The 22030-nt window shown below is 65.2% G+C and carries 21 protein-coding genes; 17 read left to right on the forward strand and 4 right to left on the reverse strand.

The features are described from left to right. Positions 1-3: 3 nt before the first annotated feature. The 15 genes from Q8L25_RS09200 (at position 4) to Q8L25_RS09270 (ending at position 16706) form a co-directional block, all read left to right on the forward strand. Entirely contained in the window at positions 4-1761 is a 1758-nt protein-coding gene (locus Q8L25_RS09200; RefSeq protein ID WP_308924572.1) for a cation:proton antiporter, read from the forward strand. A 60-nt stretch (positions 1762-1821) separates the two neighbouring features. Further along, positions 1822-2703, forward strand: a complete 882-nt coding sequence (locus Q8L25_RS09205) for an ion transporter (RefSeq protein ID WP_308924573.1) — start codon at positions 1822-1824, stop codon at positions 2701-2703. A gap of 36 nt (positions 2704-2739) precedes the next feature. Then, the gene (locus Q8L25_RS09210; RefSeq protein ID WP_308924574.1) at positions 2740-3720 is read left to right on the forward strand and encodes a 3-oxoacyl-[acyl-carrier-protein] synthase III C-terminal domain-containing protein; all 981 of its coding nucleotides are present in this window, start codon (positions 2740-2742) and stop codon (positions 3718-3720) included. 24 nt (positions 3721-3744) lie between these two features. Further along, positions 3745-4782, forward strand: coding sequence for an NAD(P)-dependent oxidoreductase (locus Q8L25_RS09215; protein ID WP_308924575.1), 1038 nt, complete (start codon positions 3745-3747; stop codon positions 4780-4782). Further along, positions 4775-5605, forward strand: a complete 831-nt coding sequence (locus Q8L25_RS09220; protein WP_308924576.1) for an MBL fold metallo-hydrolase — start codon at positions 4775-4777, stop codon at positions 5603-5605. Before Q8L25_RS09215 ends, Q8L25_RS09220 begins: the two co-directional genes overlap by 8 nt. Then, positions 5602-6888 carry a F390 synthetase-related protein gene (locus tag Q8L25_RS09225; protein ID WP_308924577.1) on the forward strand — a complete coding sequence of 429 codons (1287 nt, stop codon included), beginning with the start codon at positions 5602-5604 and terminating at the stop codon, positions 6886-6888. Before Q8L25_RS09220 ends, Q8L25_RS09225 begins: the two co-directional genes overlap by 4 nt. A gap of 2 nt (positions 6889-6890) precedes the next feature. Continuing rightward, positions 6891-7526: a phosphatase PAP2 family protein gene (locus Q8L25_RS09230; RefSeq protein WP_308924578.1), complete on the forward strand. Its 636-nt coding sequence runs from the start codon at positions 6891-6893 to the stop codon at positions 7524-7526. Further along, a complete protein-coding gene (locus tag Q8L25_RS09235) occupies positions 7523-8644 on the forward strand; it encodes a sterol desaturase family protein (RefSeq protein WP_308924579.1) in 1122 nt (373 codons plus the stop codon). Before Q8L25_RS09230 ends, Q8L25_RS09235 begins: the two co-directional genes overlap by 4 nt. Further along, positions 8641-9756 (forward strand): acyl-CoA desaturase, encoded by a 1116-nt coding sequence (locus tag Q8L25_RS09240; RefSeq protein ID WP_308924580.1) that lies wholly within the window; start codon positions 8641-8643, stop codon positions 9754-9756. The genes Q8L25_RS09235 and Q8L25_RS09240 overlap by 4 nt, the downstream gene beginning before the upstream one ends. An 80-nt stretch (positions 9757-9836) precedes the next feature. Continuing rightward, positions 9837-10397, forward strand: a complete 561-nt coding sequence (locus tag Q8L25_RS09245) for a MarR family transcriptional regulator (RefSeq protein WP_308924581.1) — start codon at positions 9837-9839, stop codon at positions 10395-10397. Then, positions 10394-11038: a DUF4166 domain-containing protein gene (locus tag Q8L25_RS09250; protein ID WP_308924582.1), complete on the forward strand. Its 645-nt coding sequence runs from the start codon at positions 10394-10396 to the stop codon at positions 11036-11038. Before Q8L25_RS09245 ends, Q8L25_RS09250 begins: the two co-directional genes overlap by 4 nt. Continuing rightward, positions 11035-12507: a TIGR01777 family oxidoreductase gene (locus tag Q8L25_RS09255; RefSeq protein WP_308924583.1), complete on the forward strand. Its 1473-nt coding sequence runs from the start codon at positions 11035-11037 to the stop codon at positions 12505-12507. The genes Q8L25_RS09250 and Q8L25_RS09255 overlap by 4 nt, the downstream gene beginning before the upstream one ends. 42 nt (positions 12508-12549) lie before the next feature. After that, positions 12550-13938: an ethanolamine ammonia-lyase subunit EutB gene (locus Q8L25_RS09260; RefSeq protein ID WP_308924584.1), complete on the forward strand. Its 1389-nt coding sequence runs from the start codon at positions 12550-12552 to the stop codon at positions 13936-13938. 69 nt (positions 13939-14007) lie between these two features. Further along, a complete protein-coding gene (locus Q8L25_RS09265; protein ID WP_308924585.1) occupies positions 14008-15459 on the forward strand; it encodes an aspartate aminotransferase family protein in 1452 nt (483 codons plus the stop codon). A gap of 14 nt (positions 15460-15473) precedes the next feature. Further along, positions 15474-16706: a RimK family alpha-L-glutamate ligase gene (locus Q8L25_RS09270; protein ID WP_308924586.1), complete on the forward strand. Its 1233-nt coding sequence runs from the start codon at positions 15474-15476 to the stop codon at positions 16704-16706. On the opposite strand, the gene Q8L25_RS09275 is transcribed toward Q8L25_RS09270, so the two are convergent. Further along, on the reverse strand, positions 16703-17635 hold the full coding sequence (locus Q8L25_RS09275; protein WP_308924587.1) for a hypothetical protein: 933 nt from the start codon (positions 17633-17635) through the stop codon (positions 16703-16705). The two genes, Q8L25_RS09270 and Q8L25_RS09275, sit on opposite strands and share 4 nt — an antisense overlap. A 63-nt stretch (positions 17636-17698) precedes the next feature. Here Q8L25_RS09275 and eutC point away from each other — a divergent pair, with 63 nt between their 5' ends. Beyond that, on the forward strand, positions 17699-18478 hold the full coding sequence (eutC, locus tag Q8L25_RS09280) for an ethanolamine ammonia-lyase subunit EutC (RefSeq protein WP_308924588.1): 780 nt from the start codon (positions 17699-17701) through the stop codon (positions 18476-18478). A gap of 1 nt (position 18479) precedes the next feature. Here eutC and tsaD read toward each other — a convergent pair whose 3' ends face one another. Continuing rightward, positions 18480-19520: a tRNA (adenosine(37)-N6)-threonylcarbamoyltransferase complex transferase subunit TsaD gene (gene tsaD, locus Q8L25_RS09285; protein ID WP_308924589.1), complete on the reverse strand. Its 1041-nt coding sequence runs from the start codon at positions 19518-19520 to the stop codon at positions 18480-18482. A 209-nt stretch (positions 19521-19729) separates the two neighbouring features. On the opposite strand from tsaD, the gene Q8L25_RS09290 reads away from it, so the two are divergent. Next, a complete protein-coding gene (locus Q8L25_RS09290; RefSeq protein WP_072455133.1) occupies positions 19730-20137 on the forward strand; it encodes a nitrite reductase (NAD(P)H) small subunit in 408 nt (135 codons plus the stop codon). 50 nt (positions 20138-20187) lie between these two features. Here Q8L25_RS09290 and Q8L25_RS09295 read toward each other — a convergent pair whose 3' ends face one another. Together Q8L25_RS09295 and Q8L25_RS09300 are read right to left on the reverse strand one after the other, a co-directional pair. Next, on the reverse strand, positions 20188-21249 hold the full coding sequence (locus tag Q8L25_RS09295; RefSeq protein ID WP_308924590.1) for a 3-deoxy-7-phosphoheptulonate synthase: 1062 nt from the start codon (positions 21247-21249) through the stop codon (positions 20188-20190). A gap of 90 nt (positions 21250-21339) precedes the next feature. Then, positions 21340-22014: a hypothetical protein gene (locus Q8L25_RS09300; RefSeq protein WP_308924591.1), complete on the reverse strand. Its 675-nt coding sequence runs from the start codon at positions 22012-22014 to the stop codon at positions 21340-21342. Between the last annotated feature and the right edge of the window lie 16 nt (positions 22015-22030).

Here is a 22030-nt window from a genome sequence, read left to right on the forward strand (position 1 = left end):
ATCGTGGAAGAGCAGCACGCCCTGCCGTATTTGCGCGAAACGCTGCTGTTTCTCGCCCTGGCCGGCATCTTTATTCCGCTCTTGCAGCGCCTGAAAGTGAACCAGGTGCTGGGCTTTCTTGCCGTCGGCGCGCTGTTCGGGCCTTTCGGTTTCGGCCTGTGGGCCGGCGACTTCGCCTGGCTCACCTATTTCTCGTTTGTGCGCGCCGAGCAGGTCAGCGGCCTGGCCGAGCTGGGCGTGATGTTTTTGATGTTCATGATCGGGCTGGAACTGTCCACCGAACGCCTGTGGGCGCTGCGGCGCTGGGTGTTCGGCGCTGGCGTGGGCCAGGTGGCTGTCAGCGCCTGCCTGGTCGGCGCGGTGGCGTATTACTGCGGCCTGTCGCTGGAAGCGGCCATCGTGCTGGGACTGGTGCTGTCGCTGTCGTCGACCGCCGTCGTGATGCAGTTGTTGAACGAGCAGCGCTCGCTGCAAACGCCCGCCGGCCAGGCCGGTTTTTCCATCCTGATGTTCCAGGACCTGATGGTGGTGCCGCTGTTTATCCTGATCGATGTGTTCGCCAGCGGACATAGCGATGACCTGGCCTATCTGCTCGGCTTTGCGGCCCTGAAATCGGCCGGCGCCATCCTGCTGATCTATCTGCTGGGGCGCCGCGTGATCCGCCCGCTGTTCCAGTTTTTTGTCGGCAAGCGCCAGCCCGATGTCTTCATGGCCCTGACACTGCTCAGTACTCTCGGTATCGCCGGGCTGACCTACCTGGCCGGCCTGTCGATGGCGCTGGGCGCCTTGCTGGCCGGGCTGCTGCTGGCGGAAACGGAATTTCGCCATGAAGTGGAAGTGATCATCGAACCGTTCAAGGGGCTGTTGATGGGCCTGTTCTTCATGTCGGTCGGCATGCAGATCGACGTGCGCGAAATCATCCGCTCGCCGGTCTGGATCCCGCTCGCGGTATTAAGCCTGTTTGCCGTCAAGACCCTGGTGACCGGTGTGATTTTCCGCCTCGGCGGCTTTCCCTGGGGCCGCGCGGTGGCGTCGGGCGTGCTGCTGGGGCAGGGTGGCGAATTCGCCTTTATCGTGGTCGCCTATGCGCTCGGCACCAGACTGATCGCGCCCGACGTGGCGCAGTTCGTGATGCTGGTGGTGGGCCTGAGCCTGTTCGCCACGCCGGCGCTGGCGAAAGCGGCGCGCGGCCTGGGCGGCTGGTGGGACCAGCGCCACCATCACCAGCTGGCCGACCTGGCGACCGGCACCGAAGCCCCGGCGAGCACCGTCATCATCGCCGGTTTCGGCAGGGTGGGCCAGCTGCTGGCCAAGGTATTGACGGAACAGGACATCAGCTACGTGGCGATCGAGAACGATGCGCGCCTGGTGACCGCCCTGCATCCGCGCGGCTTTCCCGTGTATTTTGGCGACGCCTCGCGCGCCGAGTTGCTGCAGAAAGTCCATGCCGACCGGGCCAGCGCAGTGGTGCTGACGATGGATCATCCGGCCTCGGTGCTGCATGCGGTGCGCTCGATACGGCGCGCCTATCCGCAGCTGCCCGTGCATGCGCGCGCCCGCGACGAAGCCCATGCGCTGGCGCTGGTGCAGGCCGGCGCCACCCTGGTCGTGCCCGAGGCGCTGGAAGCGGCGCTGCAGCTGGCGGCCACCGTGCTGCAGACGGCCGGCGTGTCCGAAGCGCGCGCGGTGGACATCGTGCAGGCCGAACGGGAACGGCGCAACGCCGTGCTGCTGGCGCAGCAGCCCCCTGAACCCTTCTAGCGTGTCGCCATCCAGGCCAAATTATCTATACAATAATTGGCATATGAACACATCACCAGCATGAAAGCCGCCCCCCTGACACCACAGCAGCGCTCCGCGCAGGAAGCGCAAAAACGATACGGCAAGCCCGAGGCGGGCTGGCGCGCGCGCATGTACGGCGTCATTTTTGAGGCGGAAACGCGGGCCGGGCGCGCGTTCGACCTGGTGCTGATCGCCGCCATCCTGATCAGCGTGACGGTGGTGGTGCTCAGCAGCGTCGCCTCGGTGGCGGCCCGTCATGGCCCACTGTTGCTGGGGCTGGAATGGTTTTTCACTTTCCTGTTTACCGCCGAATACCTGGCCAGGCTGTCGTGCCTGCAGCATCCCGTGCGCTACGCGCGCAGTTTTTTTGGCATTATCGACCTGCTGGCCATCGTGCCGACCTATATCGGCCTGCTGCTGCCGGGCGCCCATGTGCTGATCGATGTGCGTATCCTGCGCCTGCTGCGCATGTTCCGCATCCTGAAGCTGACGTCGTATGTGCACGAATACACGATGCTGGGCCGGGCCCTGCTGGCCAGCCGGCGCAAGATCCTGATTTTTTTGTCGGTCGTGATGATGATCGTGTTTTTGCTGGGCACCGTGATGTATGTGGTGGAAGGACCGCAAAACGGTTTCAGCAGCATTCCCACCTCGATCTACTGGGCCATCAGCACCATGACCACGGTGGGCTTTGGCGATATCACGCCGAAGACCGATATCGGACGTACCATCGCCTCGCTGATGATGCTGCTGGGCTGGGGCATCCTGGCCGTCCCGACCGGCATCATCAGCGCGGAAATGACGGTGCAGCGCGGTGGCCGCCAGCAGGAAGGCCGCCGTTGTCCTGGCTGCGGCGAGCGCGATATCGATGACGACGCCAATTTCTGCAAGCACTGCGGCGATTCCCTGCCGACGCCATGACCGACGCCGCACCAACATAACAATAAAGAGGCTCCCATGATTCCAGTACGCCTGATCGCGACAGGCAAGGCCGTGCCGTCGCATAGTGTGACGTCCGACAGCCTGGACCGAAAACTCGGCCATCCGCCCGGCTACACCCTGCAAAAAAGCGGCGTGCTGTCGCGCTTCGTGGCCGCGCCCGACGAGTCGCAAAGCCAGCTGGGCGCGGCCGCCCTGCTCGACGCCTTGAAGAACGCCGGCCTGCAGCCGTCCGACGTCGATCTCTTGATCGGCGCCTGCGGCGTTCCCGAGCAGGCCTTGCCGAACACGGCCTGTTTTATCGCCCTGCACGCGGGCCTGCCGCCGGGCACGCCCGCCTTCGACATCAACGCCAGCTGCCTCAGTTTCATGGCCGCCCTGCGCGTGGCCGCGTCCATGCTGGCCGATGGTGCCTACCGGCGCATCGCCATCGTCTCGTCGGACCTCGCCTCGCGCGGGGTCGACTGGAGCGAACCGGAGGCGTCGATGATCTTTGGCGACGGCGCCGCCGCCGTGATTGTCGAACGCGGCGACGGCAGCGCCGGCATCGTCGCTTACAAGATGGGCACGTATCCGGAAGGGCGGCGCTACTGCGAAATCCGCGGCGGCGGCACCGAGCGCAACCCGCGCAATGGCAGCGAGCCAGGGGACTATCTGTTCCATATGGACGGCAAGGCCGTGTTCCGCCTGGCCGTCAAGGTGATGCCGGCTTTTCTCGATCAGCTGATGGCTGAATCCGGTGCCGGCCTCGATCGCATCGACGTGGTGGTGCCGCACCAGGCCAGCCCGCTGGGGCTCGCACATGCCGCGCGCATCCTCGACGTGCCCGATGCTAAAATCATCAAGATCTTCGAGACCCATGGCAACCAGGTGGCGGCCTCGCTGCCCACCGCGCTGCACGAGGCCGTGATGACGGGCCGTGCCGTGCCGGGCCAGCGCCTGCTGATGATGGGCACGGCGGCCGGACTGACCATCGGCGGCATGATTATCGATTTATGATTATCGATCTATGAGGATGGTGTGATGAAGCGGATACTGGTCACGGGGGCGACAGGCGGCCTGGGGCGCAATGCCGTGCACTTCCTGCTGGCGCAGGGCGTGGACGTGCGCGCCAGCGGCCGCAACCTGGCCGTTGGCCGCGAACTCGAACGCCTGGGCGCCCAGTTCGTGCCGCTGGACCTGGCGCTAGCCACGCCGCAGCAGGCCGACCAGCTGGTGCGCGGCATGGACGCCGTCTGGCACTGCGCCGCGCTGTCCTCGCCGTGGGGGCTGGAACGCGACTTTATCGCCGCCAACGTCACCGCCACCGGCCAGCTGCTGCGCGCGGCGGCCGCCTCGCATGTGGCGCGCTTCGTGCACATCTCGACACCGGCCCTGTATTTCGACTACCGCAACCGTTACGAAGTACCGGAAACCTTCCGCCCCGATACCTATGTGAACGCCTATGCGCGCACCAAGGCGATGGCGGAAAAACTGGTGCAGGAGGCGGCCGACAAGCATCGCCAGATGCTGTGCGTGATTCTGCGTCCGCGCGCCATCTTCGGCCCGCACGACCAGGTGCTGATCCCGCGCCTGGCGCGCGTGCTGCAAGAGCGTCGCGGCAAGCTGCCGCTGCCCAATGGCGGCGCGGCCACCATCGACATCACCTATGTCGACAATGTGGTGCACGCCATGTGGCTGGCCACCCTGCACAAGACGCTGGCGTCGGGCGGCGCCTTCAATATCACCAACTGCGAACCGGCGCGCCTGTGCGATATCTTGCGCAGCCTGTTCTGCGACCAGCTGCGCCAGCCGTTCGAGATCGTCAGCATGCCGTACCGGGTACTGGCGGTGGTGGCCCGGCTGATGCAGTTTGCTTCGCGCTTTACGCGGCGCGAACCGGCGCTCACCCCCTACAGCATCGGCGCGCTCAGCTTCGACATGACGCTCGATAACGCCAAGGCGCGCAAGGTGCTGGGCTATCGCCCCATCGTCAGCCTGCAGGACGGCATCGCCCGCACCGCGCAATGGATGCGCCAGGAAGCGGCCGCGCAGCGCGTGCCCAAGGAGCGCAATGGCTAGCATCACCGCCTTTCGCGTCGGTCACTGTACCCACCCCTCCTGCATGGTCCTGAAAGGCAGCGGTTTCGCCAGCCGCTGCTTCCCCTCGCGCGCCTACCTGATCGAGACGCGCGCGGGCCTGTACCTGTGGGATACCGGTTATGCCGACCATTTTCGTACTGCCACGTCAAAAGGCGTGTACCGCATGTATGCCTGGGTCACGCCGGTGGTGTTCGACGCCCACGAGTCCCTGCAGGGCCAGCTGCGTGCGCATGGCGTGTCGCCCGGCGATATCCATACCCTGCTGCTGTCGCATTTTCACGCCGACCATATCGCCGGCATGCGCGATTTTCCGCAGGCGCGGCTGATGGCCTCGAAGACGGGCTGGGACGCCGTGCGCGGCCTGTCCGGCATCGCCGCCGTGCGCCAGGCCTTTGTGCCGGAGCTGTTGCCAGCAGATATAGCCGATCGCCTGGCGTTTGTGGAAAGCGTGCCCGAGACCGCCTTGCCGGCGGCCTTGCAGCCGTTCACGACGGGGCGCGATGTCAGCGGCACCGGCGAGATTTATATTGTCGAGCTGCCCGGCCACGCCATCGGCCACCTGGGCGCGTTCGTTCTGCAGGACGGGGGCTGGACCCTGCTGGCGTCGGATGCGGCCTGGGTGCCGGAAAGCTTCCAGCAGCTGCGCGGCCCATCCGAGCTGTCCTTTATCATCCAGCACAAGCGCGCACCGTACTACGAGACGCTGAACCGCCTGCACCAACTGCACCAAGGCGGCCAGGCGCAGATCCGCATCACGCATGAAGATACGGATGACTATGCGCCCGTGGCGGGCCGGTCTTGAAGCGCATTATCTGGCTGCTGCTGTCGTACTGGCGCACGCGCCGCCTGCGCTTTGCGGATCGCGCGCAGCTGGACGCCTATCAGAAAAAAAAGCTGACAGCGTTTATGGCCACGCTGTGCGCGCGCAGCCGCTACTTTGCGCCGTTCCGCGCGCTGCCGCTGGCGCAATGGCCGACCATGAACAAGGCGCTGATGCTGGAGCACTTCGATACGATGAACACGGCGGGAGTCCGGCTGGCGCCGGCGATGGAGGCGGCCATGGCGGCCGAGCGCAGCCGCGACTTCACGCCCGCCGTGGGCGATATCACGGTGGGCCTGTCGTCGGGCACCTCGTCTCAGCGCGCCGTGTTTACCGTCAGCCCCCGTGAAAAAGCCCAGTGGGCCGGCGTGATGCTGGCCAAGGCGCTGCCCGACGGTCTGTTTTCGGGCGAGCGGGTGGCCTTGTTCCTGCGCGCGAACAGCAATCTGTACACGGCCGTGCGCTCGCCATGGCTCACCTTTGCCTTCTACGATCTGTTCCAGCCGTTCGATACGCTGTGCGCCGAACTGGTGCTCTACAAACCGTCGGTCATTGTCGCGCCGGCCCAGGTGCTGCGCCAGCTGGCGCTGGGCGTGATCGAAGGGACGCTGGCCCTGGCGCCGAAAAAAGTCATCTCGGTGGCCGAAGTGCTGGAAGCGCAGGACCGCGCGCTGATCACGCAGGCATTCGGCGCCGTGCATGAAATCTACCAGGCCACCGAGGGTTTTCTGGCCAGCAGCTGCGACCATGGCGTGCTGCACCTGAACGAGGAATACGTGCATGTCGAGCCGCAGTGGCTCGACGAACAACAGCGCCGCTTCGTGCCCGTGATTACCGACTTTACCCGCATCACGCAACCCATCGTGCGCTACCGGCTCGACGATATCCTGCTGGCGCGCGCCACGCCGTGCCCGTGCGGGCGCGTCACGCGCGCCATTGACGGCATCGAAGGGCGCTGCGACGATATGCTGGTGCTGCCGGCCACGGACGGCAAGAATATCTCCGTCTTTGCCGATGTGCTCACGCGCGCGTTTGCGCAGGCCTTGCCGGCCGATGGCGACTATCGGCTGGTGCAGCAGGGAGAGGCCACCTTGCAGCTGCATGCGAACCAGGACGATGCGGCCCTGGCCGCGTTGAAAGCCCACCTGGAAGGCGTATTGCGTGGTTTGGGCGTGGCCATCGAACGGCTGGACTGGGCCGTGAGCCGTGACTTGCCCGCTTTTGATCCCACCATGAAACGGCGCCGTATCCGGCGTGTGCCTTGACCATGACCTTGTTGACACGTTTGTTTTACCTGCTGGCCGGTTGGGGCAGCGTGGGCCTGGTATATTTTTCCAGCGACTGGTTACAGGGGCAGGGCGCGCTTTTGCCCCATATACTGCCCGAGACCTTGATCGACCGCGCGATTGCCTATAGCGACGCGGCGATCTGGCTGTACCTGTCCTTCTTTATCCTGATCCCGTACACCTATCTGGTCGTCAGCCCGGCGCGCGTGCGCTGGCTGGCGCGCGCCATGGCGGTGTCGGCGCTGATCTGCGGCCTGGTGTTTCTGCTCTATCCGACCACGCTGGCCTATCCACCGGTGGGCGACGGCATGGGCTGGAGCACGCAGATGCTGCGCATGCTTCAGACGATGGATTCCACGCAAAACTGCCTGCCCTCGCTGCATGGCGCCCTGACTCTGCTGTGCGCCTGGGCGCTGTTCGAGCGCGAGCGGCCGATGCGTTCCCTGCTGGCCGTCTTGCTCACGCTGGGCATCTGCTACGCCATTATCGCGCTGCGCCGCCATGTCAGCATCGACCTGGGCGCCGGCCTGCTGGTGGGCCTGGCGAGCGGCGCGCTGGCGAAAATGCGCGTATCCTCGGCAGATCGTCGCGACATTTCCCCGGAAATTGCACCATGACCCTCAATCCCTTTGCCCTCACTTTCGTCATCATGCTCGCCTTTGTGCTGGCCGAACTCCTGATACTCAAATGGGTACGCAAGACGCCGGTGCCATGGAAGGACGTGATCTTCAACCTCAATTCAGGCCATATCCTGATGTGGGTATTTCGCGGCGTGGAAGTGGCGGCCTTCGCCCTGCTGCTGCGCCATGCCAACCTGCATATCGTCGACCAGTGGCCGGTGGCCGCGCAGTGGCTGTTCGCCTTTGTCGCCTGGGATCTGTGCTTTTACTGGATGCACCGGCTGCACCACAAGATACCGCTGCTGTGGGCCGTGCACGTGGTGCACCACCAGGGCGAACATTTCAACCTGTCGCTGGGCGTGCGCAATTCCTGGTATTCGTCGCTGACCAATTTTCCGTTTATCGCCATCCTGGCCGTGCTGGGGCTACCGCTGGAGATTTTCGTCGTGATCTCGTCGCTGCATTATTCGGTGCAGTTCTACAACCACAATGCGCTGGTCAACAAGTCCGGCATTCTCGATAAAATCATGGTCACGCCCTCGCACCACCGGGTCCATCACGGCACCGACAAGCGCTATATCAACCGCAATTTCGGCGGCACCCTGCTGCTGTGGGACAAGCTGTTCGGCAGCTTCCAGCCCGAACTCGACGGCGTGGAAATGCGCTATGGCGTCAAAGGCACGACGCCGACCCATAACCCGCTATTGGCCAGCAACGGCAAATTGTTCAAGTGGCTGCGCGCCCGCTTTCCCGACTGGCAGTCGCGCGGCGTGTTCCACGTGCCCGAACTGTATATCGGCATCGGCGGCGTGATCCTGTTTGGCCTGGTGATTTATTACGTCAACCATGAAGCGGCATGGACCGCCGCGCAGCAAACAACGCTGTTTGCGCTGATCTTTGCCGGCACCCTGGCGCTGGGCGGCCTGTCGGATGCGCGCCGCTGGGGCGCGATGGCGTGGATCGCCATCTGCCTGGCGCTGCCGCTGCTGTTCCTGTTCTGGCAGGGCGCGCGCGATGCCTGGGGCGTGATCTTCATGGGCCTGCTGCTGGTGCACGGCCTCGATGGCGCGCGCCGGCTATGGTGGCCTGCCCCGCAAGAGGGCACCCGCGCATGACGGCAGCGAAGTCCTTGCCGCCGCTGCGGTTTGCCCCTGCGCGCGATTCGGCCTTCCGGCGCGAACTGCGCGAGCGGGCCGACGCCTACCTGGCGGCGGCATCCACGCACCGTTTTGCCGACTGGCGCATGCATGCCAAGGCCATCGCCCTCACAAGCATGGCGGCGCTGCTGTATGGTCTGGCACTGAACGCCGCCACTGCCTTCGGCTTTGTCGCCTGCTATGTCGCCAGCGTGGTCACGGCCATGGTGCTGGCCATGAACAGCCTGCACGATGGCGCGCACAGCGCCATGTTCCGCCGTGGGCCGCTGAACCGCCTGCTGACGCGGCTGGTGAGCGTGCCGGTGGGCGTGGACATGGATTTCTGGACCATCCGCCACGTGCACTTCCATCACACCTACGCCAACGTAGAAGGCTATGACCTCGACACGGAACCGAATCCGTTCTTGCGGCAGACGCCGTACCAGCGCTGGTCGCCGCAATACCGCTACCAGTATCTGTACTGGCCGGTGATCGCCGCCCTGTCGCTGCCCTACCTGAACTGGTATGGCGACTGGCTGGACCGCTTCGGCAAGACGCCGGTGGCGGTGCACAGCCGCCTGCAGGGCTGGCGCGGCTGGATGGTTTTCCTCGGCTGGAAGCTGGCGCACCTGACCCTGGTGCTGGCCGTCCCAAGCTGGGTGGTGCACAGTCACGGCATAGCCTGGGGCACGGTGCTGGGCGCGTATCTGCTGGGCCAGATGATCGCGTCGTGCGTACTGGTGGCGCTGATCCTGGGCACGCACTGGGCCGAAGTCGATTTCTTCCAGCCGGGCGAAGACGGCACCATGCCGCACGACTGGTACCAGCACACCTTTTATACGGCCTGCGACTGGACGCCGAAACCGCGCGCCCTGCGCTGGCTCGGCTACTGGCTAGGTGGCCTGAACCTGCACCTGACCCATCATCTGTTCCCGACCTGGAACCACCGCCACTACCCGGCGCTGGCGCGCATTATTGCCGAACTGGCGCCGCGCCACGGGCTGACCTACCGTGAGATCGGCTACCTGCAGCTGCACGCTTCGCAGCAGCAGTTCCTGAAAGCGATGGGCCAGCCGCCGGCATCTCTGTAACGAATCGCGCTTGACTCAGTTTTCTTACTGTCTTACATTTCTGTAACGACAGAAATAAGAGAAATCAGGGAGTCAAGCGCATGGAACTGAGTCCAACCACACAAAAGTATATTCTGCACTGGGGTGAGATGGGCACCCGCTGGGGCGTCAACCGTACCGTGGCGCAGATCCACGCGCTGCTGTTCCTGGCCAATGCGCCGCTGACGGCGGAAGATATCGCGGCCAGCCTGAACGTGGCGCGCTCGAACGTCAGCAACAGCCTGAAGGAACTGCAAAGCTGGGGCCTGGCGCGCGTCACGCACGTGATGGGCGACCGGCGCGACCACTTCGTTGCGCTGCAGGATGTATGGGAAATCTTCCGCGTCATCATGGAAGAGCGCAAGCGGCGCGAGATCGATCCCACGCTGACGGTGCTGCGCGAATGCGCGATCGAGGGTGAACACGATGCGGCGATTCCGCCGGAGACATTGGCACGCATGGGCGAAGTGCTCGCCTTTCTGGAAATGCTCAGTGCCACCTACAGCGATTATAAAAACCTGCCCCCGGCCACCCTGCAGCGCATGCTGTCCATGGGTGGCAAGGTGGCCAAGTTCCTCAGTTCCGACGACAAGCCGGCCAAGGCGAAGAAGGGCAAGCCATGAACGACCCGTCCGAAGGAGAGCTGTTCAAGAAGGTGATGGGCGATGCCTGGCAAAACCTGCACCCCGATATCCGCCGCCGCTTCGAGAAAAATCCCGCGCCGGGCCAGCCCTTGTACTACCGGGGCGAACTCAGCGAGCTCAGTTGTTCGCGCCTGGGCAAGGTGCTGGGCTGGCTCACGCGGCCCTTCATCAACGGCGCGCTGATACCGCACAATGACGCGAATTTCCCGGTCGATATCGAGGTCTATTCGCGCCCGGGCTGCCCCCATATTTTCAAGCAGCGCACCTACCGCCTGCATGATCGCAAACCGATACGCTTCACGTCCTATATGGCCGAAAGCGAACAGGGCGAAGTGCTGGAATACGTGGGCATGGGCCTGGGCATGAAGCTGCTGCTCGATATCCGCGAGGGCAATCTGTACTTCACCAGCGACGGCTATTTTCTCGACCTGTTCGGCTGGCGCATGCCGCTGCCCGGCCTGCTCACGCCCGGCAAGACCTATCTGTGCCACCGCAACGACAATCCGCAGCAATTCAATATCCGCATCGAGATCCGCCATGTGCTGTTCGGCACCACCTTTACCCAGGTCGGCGTGTTTCGCGAAGCGGCGGCCCCCGACACCGACAAGGACACACCATGAATACCCATTTGCTGGCTCTGCAACTGATGGCGGCGCAAGGCTGCCTGGGCGCCTTTGACACCATCTACCACCATGAAATCACCGAGGCGCTGCCGCAAAAGAAGTCGGCGCGCCTCGAACTGAGCATCCACTCGATCCGCGCGCTGATCTACAGCGTGCTGTTTGCCGGCCTGTCGTCCTGGGAATGGCATGGCGCCTGGGCCTGGGTGCTGGTGCTCGTCTTCAGCGTGGAGATCGTGCTGACCCTGTGGGACTTCGTGGTCGAAGACCGCACGCGCCTGCTGCCGGCTACCGAGAGGGTCACGCACACGGTGCTGGCCATCAATGCGGGCGCATTCATTGCGCTCTTGGCCCTCAACAGCGCCGACTGGGCCAGTTTGCCAACGGCGCTGGTGTGGCAGCCTTACGGCTGGCTCAGCGTCTTCCTGGCGCTGTGCGGGGTGGGTGTGGGCTTGTCCGGCCTGCGCGACGGCCATGCGGCCTGGCAGTTGGGCAGGCGCGTGGTGCAGGAGAAACAGGAAAAACAGGAAACGGAACAGCTGTCTTTCGCCACCACGCCGCAGCAGGTACTGGTGACGGGCGCCACCGGCTTTATCGGCCAGCAGCTGGTGCATGCCTTGCTGGCCGATGGCCACCAGGTGACGGTGCTGACGCGCCAGGCGAAACAGGCGGCGTGGACGTTTGATGGCAAGGTGCGCTGTATCACCAGCATGCGCGACCTGGCAGACAGTGCCCATATCGATATGGTGGTCAACCTGGCCGGCGCGCGCATCGTCGGCGCACGCTGGACCGAAGCGCGCAAGGCTGCCCTGCGCCGTAGCCGCATCGGGCTGACGCAGGACCTGGTCGCCTGGATCGCCCGCGCCGCGCACAAGCCGCGCGTGCTGCTGTCGGCGTCGGCCATCGGCTATTACGGCGTGCAGCCGCAAGGGGACGATCACGAGCTGGCCGAGGATAGCCCGCCGCAAGCGATCTTTATGTCGCAGCTGTGCAGCGAATGGGAGGCGGCCGCGCGTACGGCGGAGCAGTATGGCGTGCAGGTCGGCCGCATGCGCTTTGGCCTGGTGTTCGGCCACCAGGGTTCCCTGCCGCAGATGCTGCTGCCGATCCGCCTGGGAGCGGGCGGCCCGCTGGGCGCTGGCCGCCAGTGGATGTCGTGGGTGCATGTGCAGGATGTGATCCGTGGCATCGCGCACCTGGCGCGCCGCAGCGAAGACGATGGCGTCAGTGGTGCGTATAACTTCTGCGCTCCCGAAGCGATGCGCCAGGGGCAGTTTGCGAAAGTGGCCGGCAAGGTGCTGCATCGCCCTTCATTCATGCCGACACCGGCATTCGTGATGCGCGCGCTGCTGGGCGAGCAGGCCGACTTGCTGGTCGAGGGCCAGCGCGTGGTACCGCGCCGCCTGCTGGCCGACGGTTTCGTGTTTCGCCATCCCGATGTCGAGGGCGCGCTGCGCAGCCTGGAGTGACGCCGTGCAGGCGTAGAATGGCTGGTACGGGAGGAAAATCGGATGAGTCATTATGCGCACACGCTGGGAAGCATGGTCTACCGCTTCCGCGACCTGAAAGACCTGCTGGCCAAGGCGACACCGCTGCGTTCGGGCGACGTACTGGCCGGTGTGGCCGCCTCGAACGCGCAGGAGCGGGTCGCCGCGCAGATGGCGCTGGCCGACCTGCCGTTGACGGTGTTCCTGAACGAAGCGCTGGTGCCATACGACAGCGATGAAGTCACGCGACTGATTATCGACAGCCACGACCGCGCCGCGTTTGCGCCGATTGCGCATCTGTGCGTCGGGGATTTTCGCGACTGGCTGCTCAGCGATTCCGCCGACAGCGCCGTGCTGGCGGCGGTGGCGCGCGGCATCACCCCTGAAATGGCGGCGGCGGTGTCCAAGATCATGCGCTTGCAGGACCTGGTGCTGGTGGCGCGCAAGTGCCGCGTCGTCACGGCCTTTCGCAATACGCTGGGGCTGGCAGGGCGTCTCGCCACGCGCCTGCAGCCGAACCACCCGCTTGATGACGCCACCGGCATCGCGGCCTCGATCGTCGATGGCCTGATGTATGGCAGCGGCGACGCCGTGATCGGCATCAATCCGGCCACCGACAATGTGGCGCAGGTGGTGTCGCTGCTGCAGCTGCTCGATGGCGTGATCGGCCAGTACGCCATTCCCACCCAGTCCTGCGTGCTCACGCATGTCACCAATACCATCGAGGCGATACGGCGCGGCGCGCCGGTCGACCTGGTGTTCCAGTCGGTGGCCGGCACCGAGGCGGCCAACCGCAGCTTTGGCATCGACCTGGCGCTGCTGGCCGAGGGCCGGGCGGCGGCGCTGTCGCTGGGGCGCGGCACGGTGGGCAACAACGTCATGTATTTCGAGACGGGGCAGGGCAGCGCGCTGTCGGCCGGCGCGCATCACGGCATGGACCAGCAGACCTGCGAGGCGCGCGCCCATGCCGTGGCGCGAGCATATGCGCCGCTGCTGGTCAACTCGGTGGTCGGCTTTATCGGCCCCGAATACCTGTACGACGGCAAGCAGATCATCCGCGCCGGGCTGGAAGACCATTTCTGCGCCAAGCTGCTGGGCCTGCCCATGGGCTGCGACGTCTGCTACACCAACCATGCGGAAGCGGACCAGGACGACATGGACGTGCTGCTGACCATGCTGGGCGCGGCCGGCTGCAATTTTCTGATGGGCGTGCCGGGCGCCGACGACATCATGCTGGGCTACCAGAGCACCTCGTTTCATGACGCCCTGTATGCGCGCCGCGTGCTGGGCCTGGGCGCGGCGCCCGAGTTCGAGGCCTGGCTGGCGCGCATGCAGATTACCCAGGGCGACGGTCAACTCTCGGCGCAGCTGGCGCCGGCATTCCAGGCGGCGCTCAAGCGGCTGGCCAGGTAACAGATGTAAATGGCGCCCTGGCTGGCCATGCCGGTGCGATAATCAACCATCTACTTTAGCGACGCCATCATGCTGCCACCCGATCCAGATTCCCTCGACCCGCAGACGCCCGAAGAATGGGATGCCTTCCGCGCGCAAAGCCACCGCATGCTCGACGACATGCTCGACTATGCGCAGCAGATACGCACGCGTCCCGTCTGGCAGGCCGCGCCCGCCACGGCGCGCGCCAGCTTTGCCGAGCCGCTGCCGCGCGCGCCGGGCGAGCTGGCCGACGCCCACGCCACCTTCATGCAGGACGTGCTGCCCTATGCGGTGGGCAATGTCCATCCCGGTTTCATGGGCTGGGTGCATGGCGGCGGTACGCCGGTCGGCATGCTGGCCGAGATGCTGGCGGCCGGCCTGAACGCCAATGTGGGCGGGCGCAGCCAGATGCCGGTGGAAGTGGAGCGCCAGATCGGGCGCTGGATGCGCGAACTGTTCGGCTTTCCCGACACGGCCAGCGGCGTGTTCGTCACCGGCACCTCGATGGCCAATCTGATGGGCGTGCTGGTGGCGCGCACCCAGGCGCTGGGCGTGGCCGCGCGCCAGGACGGCGTGAAAAATACGCGGCTGGTGGCCTACACCTCGGCTGCCGCCCATGGCTGCATCGCCCAGGCGATGGATCTGTCGGGCCTGGGGACAAGCTCCCTGCGCCGCATCGCCGTCAATGGCAGGCAGCAGATCGATGTGAGCGCGCTGGCACAGGCGATCGCGCAGGACCGCGCGGCGGGTTTGCAGCCGTTCTTTATCGCCGGCACGGCCGGCACGGTGGACACGGGCGCCATCGATGACCTGTCCGCACTGGCGGCGCTGGCCAGGCGTGAAAAACTGTGGTTCCACGTCGACGGCGCCTATGGCGCGCTGGGCATGCTGTCGCCCGAGGTGGCGCCGCTATTGGCCGGCGTTGAGCTGGCCGATTCGCTGGCCTTCGATTTTCACAAATGGGGGCAGGTGCCGTATGACGCGGGCTTCCTGCTGGTGCGCGACGGCGCCCGCCATATGGCGGCGTTTGCCGCGCCGGCCGCCTATCTGCGCCGCGAAGCGCGCGGCCTGGCCGGCGGTTCGCCGTGGCCGTGCGACTTCGGCCCCGACCTGTCGCGCGGCTTTCGCGCCCTGAAAACCTGGTTCACCTTCAAGGTGCATGGCGCCGAACGCATGGGCGCGGCGATCGCCCACACCTGCGCGCTGGCGCGCCATCTGGCCGAGCGCGTAAGCGCCACGCCGGAACTCGAACTGCTGGCGCCCGTGACCCTCAATATCGTCTGCTTCCGCCACCGCGGCGTGCCTGGCGGCGACAGCGATTCCTTCAATGGCGAGATCGTCGCCGACCTGCATGAGTCGGGCATTGCCGCGCCGTCGTCGACCACCATCAATGGCCAGCTGGCGATCCGCGCCGCCATCGTCAACCACCGTACGCGCGCGCAGGATATCGACGCGCTGGTCGACGCCGTGCTGCGCTTTGGCGCCGCGCGCCTCTCTTGATTTACGGAAACACCATGACTGATTTGATGCAGCAGGCCGCCACGCCATACGCGCCGCTGATCGGCCTGGCGCCCTTGATGCGGCTGGCCTTTTTACAGCAGGACCTGGCGCCGCTGGGCGAAGCGCTGCTGGCGCGCGCCCAGGCGCATGCCGACGATGCCCACGCCTGGCTCGATTTTTCCACCGTGCTGCAACTGAAGGGACAGCGCGAGCTGGCGCTGGCGGTGAAAGCGCAGGCGATCGAACTGCAGCAGTGGTATTGCCTGCCGGCGCAGGCGCCGCAGTCCGGCCCCGGCATCCGCGTGCTGGTGGTGATGGGGCCGGGCGATCTGATGTCGAATACGCCGATCGAATTCCTGGTCGAGCAGTCCGACGTGGCCATGGACTTGCTGTACCTGACGGCAGACAGTGTCTTTCCCGAAGAAGTGCCCGACCATGATGTGCTGCTGGTGGCGGTGGCCGAATCGGAGGCGAACCAGCCCTTGCTGGCGCGCCTGGTGGCCTTTCTGCGCGACTGGCCGCGCCCCGTGGTCAACCTGCCTGAAAAAATCGCGCATACCTCGCGCGACGGCCTGTGCGCCCGCCTGCAGGACGTGCCAGGGGTGGCCATGCCGCGCACGGCGCGCCTGGACCGTACGCAACTGCAGGCGCTGGCCGACGGCCAGTTGCAGATCGGCTCGCTGCTGCCCGGCGACGATTTTCCGCTGATCGTGCGTCCGCTCGGCTCGCACGCGGGCCATGACCTGGAACGCATGGCCGGCGCCGCCGACCTGCACGCCTATCTTGAAAAAGTCGACGCCGAGCGTTTTTATATCGCCCGCTTTGTCGACTATCGCAATGAGGACGGCCAGTACCGCAAATACCGCATCGCGCTGATCGACGGTTCACCGTATATCTGTCACTTTGCCGTCTCCTCGCACTGGATGATCCACTACCTGAACGCGGGCATGGAGGAAAGCGCAGTCAAGCGCGAGGAGGAAGCGCAGATCATGGCGCACTTCGACGAACAGTTTGCGCGCCGCCATGCGCAGGCTTTCCAGGCCATCGATGCGCGCATGCTTATGCCGTATCTCGGCATCGATTGCGCCGAGACGCGTGACGGCGAACTGCTGGTGTTCGAGGCCGACAATGCCATGATCGTGCATGCGATGGATGCCGAGGAGATGTACCCCTACAAGCGGCCGGTGATGCGGAAGGTGTTCGATGCGTTTCGCGCCATGCTGGCAAGGGCAGCGGCTGGCGGTTAGCCCAGCAATCGTTCCAGCAGCGCGCGCTTGCCGGCGCTGCGCGGCGACTCCCAGTAGCCGTCGAACTGCAGCAGCAGCGCGCCATCGTGTTCGATGCGGATGGCCTGTGGTTTGCCCAGCATGACGGCGTGCACATAGCTGGCGAACGATTCGGCAAAGTCTTCATGCACGCTGCTGGCCGCGTACAGGGTGGCGAAGTTCGTGCCTTGCAGCTGGCCGTAGGCATGCGCCATCTGGCTGGCGGCCAGCCGGGCGCCATGGTAGTAGACGATGTCGCTACGTAGCGCAAAGTCGTTTTCCGCCAGCGGCACGACGCTCTTTTCTTCCGATATCTGCCAGGCCAGCGGCAAATAGTGGTATTCGCCGGCATCGCGCAGCGACTGCGCGTCAAGCCACCAGTCGTGCAGCAGATTGCGGCCGGCGGACAGCACATGGCCGAATTCGTGCAACAGCAGGTATTGCAGCGCGCCCTGGCGGTTGTCGTCCCCGGGCAGCGCAATTTGCGCATGCAAGGAAAAACCCTCCTCGGCAGAAAACGGCGTATTTTCCTTCCATGTGGCCCAGGCATTGGCCGTGCGCGATTCGAACGCATCGACGTCGAGCGCCACCACCACGCCGATAATCACGCCCTCAAAGCTGACGACGATATCGCTGATGGCGGACGAGCCCAGCTGGCGTGCAAAGCGCACGCCCAGCAGCACGCCGTCGAGCAGCGCCTGCACCGACGCCGGCATGCTGGCAATCGCCGCGCGCACGTCGGCCTGGAAGGCGTCGTCCACCTGGGTTGACGATGGCCGCTCGGCCACGCCCATGGCGAGATTGACCTGCGTGACATGGTCGATGATTTCATCCTGCGCCGGACCGAGGCGCTCCAGCAGCGGAGCATCGTACAACTGGTCCCACAGCACGGCATCGGCGGCGACGATCATGGTGCTCCTTGGTGATATGCTGATGCGCAGTGTAGCAAGATTCCACCACTCCGGGAGCATGCCATGGCCAGCGACACCCGCGTCACCGACAATCCCTGGCAAGCCCTGCGCCGCCATACCCAGGCGCGCATCGCGCTGGGGCGCAGCGGCGTGAGCCTGCCGACTTCAAGACAACTGGCGTTCCAGCTGGCCCATGCGCAGGCGCGCGACGCGGTGCACCTGGAACTCGATATTCAGGCGCTGGCGGCACGCGAGCCGGGCAGCATCGCCCTGCACAGCGCCGCCGCCACGCGCGCCATCTATTTGCAGCGGCCCGACCTGGGACGGCGTCTCGATGAAGCGTCGCGCCAGCGCCTGGCGCCATGTCCGAAGAACGTGGACCTGGCGCTGGTGGCCTGCGATGGGCTATCGGCGCTGGCGATCGAACGCCATGCGGCGCCGTTCCTGGCGGCCCTGCGCGAACGGCTGGCGCTGGAGTCATGGACAGTGTCGCCCTTGTCCATCGTGCGGCAGGGGCGGGTGGCGGTCGGCGACGAAGTGGGCGAGTTATTGCAAGCGCGCGCCGTGCTGGTGCTGATCGGCGAGCGGCCGGGCTTGAGTTCCCCCGACAGCCTGGGCCTGTACCTGACGTGGGCGCCGAAAGTGGGCCTGCTCGACGACAGCCGCAACTGCATCTCGAACGTGCGTCCGGAAGGCATGCCGTATGCGCAGGCGGCGTACCGGCTGCACTACCTGCTGTCGCAGGCGTTTGCGCGCCGGTTGTCGGGGGTGGGGCTGAAGGATGAGACGGTGGAGCAGGACGGCGCGGCCCTGGCGGGCGCGCGCAACTTTTTGTTGAAGTGAATCAGATTTCGCGAATCTCGTCGAGCGGCCACCGCGGCCGCACATTGAACGCATAATCGCGCTTGGCCGCATCGGGGTTGATCTGCAGGCGCATGGCGCCGGCAAAGGCGATCATGGCGCCGTTATCGGTACAGAATTCCAGTTCCGGGTAATACACCTTGAAGCGCTTCTTGACTGCCGCCGCGTTGAGAGAGGCGCGCAGCTGGGCGTTGGCGCCCACGCCGCCGGCGATCACCAGCCGTTTCAGGCCCGTGTGCTTGAGGGCCGACACGCATTTGGCCGTCAGTACTTCGACGATGGCGTCGACAAAGCCGCGCGCGATATTCGCCTTGTCCTGTTCGCAGATATTGGCGATCACCTTTTCTTCGTGGTTCTTCACCACCGTCAGCACGGCCGTCTTCAGGCCCGAAAAGCTGAAATTGAAGTCCTTCGAGTGCATCATCGGGCGCGGCAGCTTGTAGGCCAGCGGGTCGCCGAATTCGGCCAGGCGCGAAATCGCCGGGCCACCGGGGTAGCCCAGGCCCAGCAGCTTGGCCGATTTGTCGAACGCTTCGCCGGCCGCGTCGTCCAGGGTTTCACCGAGCAGGGTGTACTGGCCCACGCCATCGACGCGCATCAGCTGCGTGTGGCCGCCCGACACCAGCAGGGCGATGAAGGGGAACTCGGGCGGCTCGGACGCCAGCAGCGGCGACAGCAGATGGCCTTCCAGGTGGTGGATGCCCAGCACCGGCTTGTCGATCGCCAGGCCCAGGCTGCAGGCGACGGAAGAACCGACCAGCAGCGCGCCGGCCAGGCCCGGGCCCTGCGTATAGGCGATGGCGTCGATCTCGGGCAGGGCGATGCCGGCCTTGGCCAGCGCTTCGTCCAGCAGCGGGATGGCGCGGCGGATATGGTCGCGCGAGGCCAGTTCCGGCACCACGCCGCCATACTGTTCGTGCATGGCCACCTGCGAATAGAGGGCATGCGACAGCAGGCCGCGGTCGGTGTCGTACAGGGCCAGGCCGGTTTCGTCACAGGAGGATTCGACGCCAAGAACAATCATGAAGGGTGCAATTAGGTGGAGTAATCCGCCATTGTAAAGGAAAGCGGCCACGCCAGCCTGGGCGCCGGCGCACCATTTCGGCGGCAGTGTGCACTTGCGCAGTGCGCGGATGATGACGTTTGTACTCGATTTCCCCGTGCCAGTGGTGTTTCAGGACTGGCACCGCTCTTGCTTATGGAACAGGTGTGCTTTTCTCACGGGAGCTTGTGATGCCAGAACAATGGAAAATGATATGCCGGCTGAAGGACATGCCGTTGGCGGGCGCGCGCATGGTGCAGCGCGGGCTGGCCTGGCAGGATTTGCCGGGCGTGGCGCTGTTTCGCGCGGCCGACGATACGGTCTATGCGCTGCTCGACACGGTACCCTGCCTGGGCGGCCCGCTGGCGCACGGCGTCCTGATGGAGAAGAACCTGATGGGGCCGAAGAACAGCTGGATCATCGAACTCGATTCGGGCCGGCTGGTCGCGCCCGTGCAGGGCATGGCGCGCATGTACGCCGTGCGCATCCTGGACGGGCGCATCTACCTGGACCTGAAGGAGCTCAATGTCCCGGCCAGCAAGGCCGAACAGGCGCTGGCCGGCTCGTTCGCGCTGCTGCCGCATGTGCAGATGGCGTGATGAAGAAAAAAACGGCGCACGCGGCGCCGTTTCAGTGATTGCTTAAATGTTTACTTCGGACGATTCACGAGATGCGCATGCGCATCGCGCAGCATGGTGGCCGTCGTCTCCCAGTCGATGCAGCCGTCGGTCACCGAGCAGCCATAGGTCAGCTGCGACAGGTCTTGCGGGATCTTCTGGTTGCCGCTGACGATATTCGATTCGATCATCACGCCCACCAGCGACTTGTTGCCCTGCACGATCTGGTGGATGACATCGGCCATCACCAGTGGTTGCAGTTCCGGCTTCTTGTAGCTGTTCGCGTGCGAGCAGTCGACCACCAGGTTGGCCGGCAGCCTGGCCTTGGCCAGCGCCTGTTCGGCGATCGCGATCGACACCGAATCGTAGTTCGGACGGCCGTCGCCGCCGCGCAGCACCACGTGGCCATAGGCGTTGCCGCGCGTGCGCACGATGGACACATTGCCTTCGCCGTTGATGCCCAGGAAGGAGTGCGGATGCGCCGACGACAGGATGGCGTTGACGGCGATGCTGATGTCGCCATCGGTGCCGTTCTTGAAGCCGACCGGCGTCGACAGGCCCGACGACATTTCGCGGTGGGTCTGCGATTCGGTGGTGCGCGCGCCAATCGCGGTCCAGGCGATCAGGTCGCCCAGGTATTGCGGCGAGATCGGGTCCAGCGCTTCGGTGGCGGTCGGCAGGCCCAGTTCGCATACGTCGAGCAGGAACTGGCGCGCCTTTTCCATGCCTTCATTGACCTTGAACGAGTCGTCCATGTACGGGTCGTTGATATAGCCTTTCCAGCCGGTGGTGGTGCGCGGTTTTTCGAAATACACGCGCATCACCAGCAGCATCGTGTCCTTGACTTCCTCCTGCAGCGCCTTCAGGCGGCGCGCGTAATCGAGGCCGGCGACAGGATCGTGGATCGAGCACGGGCCGACCACCACGAACAGGCGCTGGTCCTTGCGGTCGATGATGTCGCGCAGTGCTTCGCGGCCGCGGTTGACGGTGTCGAAGGCGCTGGCCGACAGCGGCAGTTTGGCGTGCAGTTCGGCCGGCGTGGGCATAGCCGCGAAGGAAGTGACGTTGATATTTTCGATGTCTGGCGTATTCATGATTCTGGCTGGGCTTTCACTGATTGCATTCTTCAAGAGGCAATAGTGTAGCGGAAATGCACCCTGGCGGAAGATTGCCGGGCAAAACGCCTATAGCCGAGTTGCTTTTTCGACAGAGAAAGCCAGGCGCGCCACGCGCTGGTGGTTGGCCGCCAGTTCCGGCGGCTTGTCCAGGTTCGGGTGGCGCCGGATATGCGCCAGGATCACTTCCTCGTGCTGGGCGATCTGCTGGTCCAGGCAGGCGATCTGTTCCATCAGCAAGGCGTGCAGCGCCTGCTGGCCGGCCTGCAGGTGGCTGTCCAGCCTGGCCGCTTCCTGGCGGCGCACATCTTGCACCGCTTGCAGGCGCTGCAGCCACAGCCGCAGTTCCAGATAGGCGGGCGGGGGCGGCGTCCAGCGCGGCGGCTGGACCGCCTCGGCATAGCGCGCCAGCAGGGCCGCACCGAGGCCCAGCCCGGTCAAACCATTGCTGCGCGCAAACTGTTCCAGCGCGGCCGGCGGCGCGTCGCACACCTGCATGCCCATCAGCGCCAGGCTGCGTGCCGCGATATCGCTGTGCGGCGCGTCCAGGCGCATGCACACGCGCAGGCCGGTCACGGCGACATCGTTCTTTTGCAGCCAGCTGCGCAGCCAGCGGTAGCCGGCCATGTCGTTTTCCAAGACCTTGCACAGCAGTTCGCCATCGCGCAGCAGCACCGCCTTCACATGCAGCTTGCTGGTTTCCAGTCCGACCACGGCCTGCTCGGGTTTGTTTGCGTATCCCATGTTGATTCCTCCAATA

The organism is Janthinobacterium sp. J1-1 (assembly GCF_030944405.1).
In the GTDB taxonomy this organism is placed as follows: domain Bacteria; phylum Pseudomonadota; class Gammaproteobacteria; order Burkholderiales; family Burkholderiaceae_D; genus Janthinobacterium.

What these genes read in the sequence shown, in the direction of transcription:
- Q8L25_RS09205 (WP_308924573.1), top strand. Translation starts at nt 1,822, where the DNA reads ATGAAAGCCGCCCCCCTGACACCACAGCAGCGCTCCGCGCAGGAAGCG.
- Q8L25_RS09210 (WP_308924574.1), top strand. Translation starts at nt 2,740, where the DNA reads ATGATTCCAGTACGCCTGATCGCGACAGGCAAGGCCGTGCCGTCGCAT.
- Q8L25_RS09215 (WP_308924575.1), top strand. Translation starts at nt 3,745, where the DNA reads ATGAAGCGGATACTGGTCACGGGGGCGACAGGCGGCCTGGGGCGCAAT.
- Q8L25_RS09220 (WP_308924576.1), top strand. Translation starts at nt 4,775, where the DNA reads ATGGCTAGCATCACCGCCTTTCGCGTCGGTCACTGTACCCACCCCTCC.
- Q8L25_RS09230 (WP_308924578.1), top strand. Translation starts at nt 6,891, where the DNA reads ATGACCTTGTTGACACGTTTGTTTTACCTGCTGGCCGGTTGGGGCAGC.
- Q8L25_RS09235 (WP_308924579.1), top strand. Translation starts at nt 7,523, where the DNA reads ATGACCCTCAATCCCTTTGCCCTCACTTTCGTCATCATGCTCGCCTTT.
- Q8L25_RS09240 (WP_308924580.1), top strand. Translation starts at nt 8,641, where the DNA reads ATGACGGCAGCGAAGTCCTTGCCGCCGCTGCGGTTTGCCCCTGCGCGC.
- Q8L25_RS09245 (WP_308924581.1), top strand. Translation starts at nt 9,837, where the DNA reads ATGGAACTGAGTCCAACCACACAAAAGTATATTCTGCACTGGGGTGAG.
- Q8L25_RS09250 (WP_308924582.1), top strand. Translation starts at nt 10,394, where the DNA reads ATGAACGACCCGTCCGAAGGAGAGCTGTTCAAGAAGGTGATGGGCGAT.
- Q8L25_RS09255 (WP_308924583.1), top strand. Translation starts at nt 11,035, where the DNA reads ATGAATACCCATTTGCTGGCTCTGCAACTGATGGCGGCGCAAGGCTGC.
- Q8L25_RS09260 (WP_308924584.1), top strand. Translation starts at nt 12,550, where the DNA reads ATGAGTCATTATGCGCACACGCTGGGAAGCATGGTCTACCGCTTCCGC.
- Q8L25_RS09265 (WP_308924585.1), top strand. Translation starts at nt 14,008, where the DNA reads ATGCTGCCACCCGATCCAGATTCCCTCGACCCGCAGACGCCCGAAGAA.
- Q8L25_RS09270 (WP_308924586.1), top strand. Translation starts at nt 15,474, where the DNA reads ATGACTGATTTGATGCAGCAGGCCGCCACGCCATACGCGCCGCTGATC.
- Q8L25_RS09275 (WP_308924587.1), bottom strand. Translation starts at nt 17,635, where the DNA reads ATGATCGTCGCCGCCGATGCCGTGCTGTGGGACCAGTTGTACGATGCT.
- eutC (WP_308924588.1), top strand. Translation starts at nt 17,699, where the DNA reads ATGGCCAGCGACACCCGCGTCACCGACAATCCCTGGCAAGCCCTGCGC.
- tsaD (WP_308924589.1), bottom strand. Translation starts at nt 19,520, where the DNA reads ATGATTGTTCTTGGCGTCGAATCCTCCTGTGACGAAACCGGCCTGGCC.
- Q8L25_RS09290 (WP_072455133.1), top strand. Translation starts at nt 19,730, where the DNA reads ATGCCAGAACAATGGAAAATGATATGCCGGCTGAAGGACATGCCGTTG.
- Q8L25_RS09295 (WP_308924590.1), bottom strand. Translation starts at nt 21,249, where the DNA reads ATGAATACGCCAGACATCGAAAATATCAACGTCACTTCCTTCGCGGCT.
- Q8L25_RS09300 (WP_308924591.1), bottom strand. Translation starts at nt 22,014, where the DNA reads ATGGGATACGCAAACAAACCCGAGCAGGCCGTGGTCGGACTGGAAACC.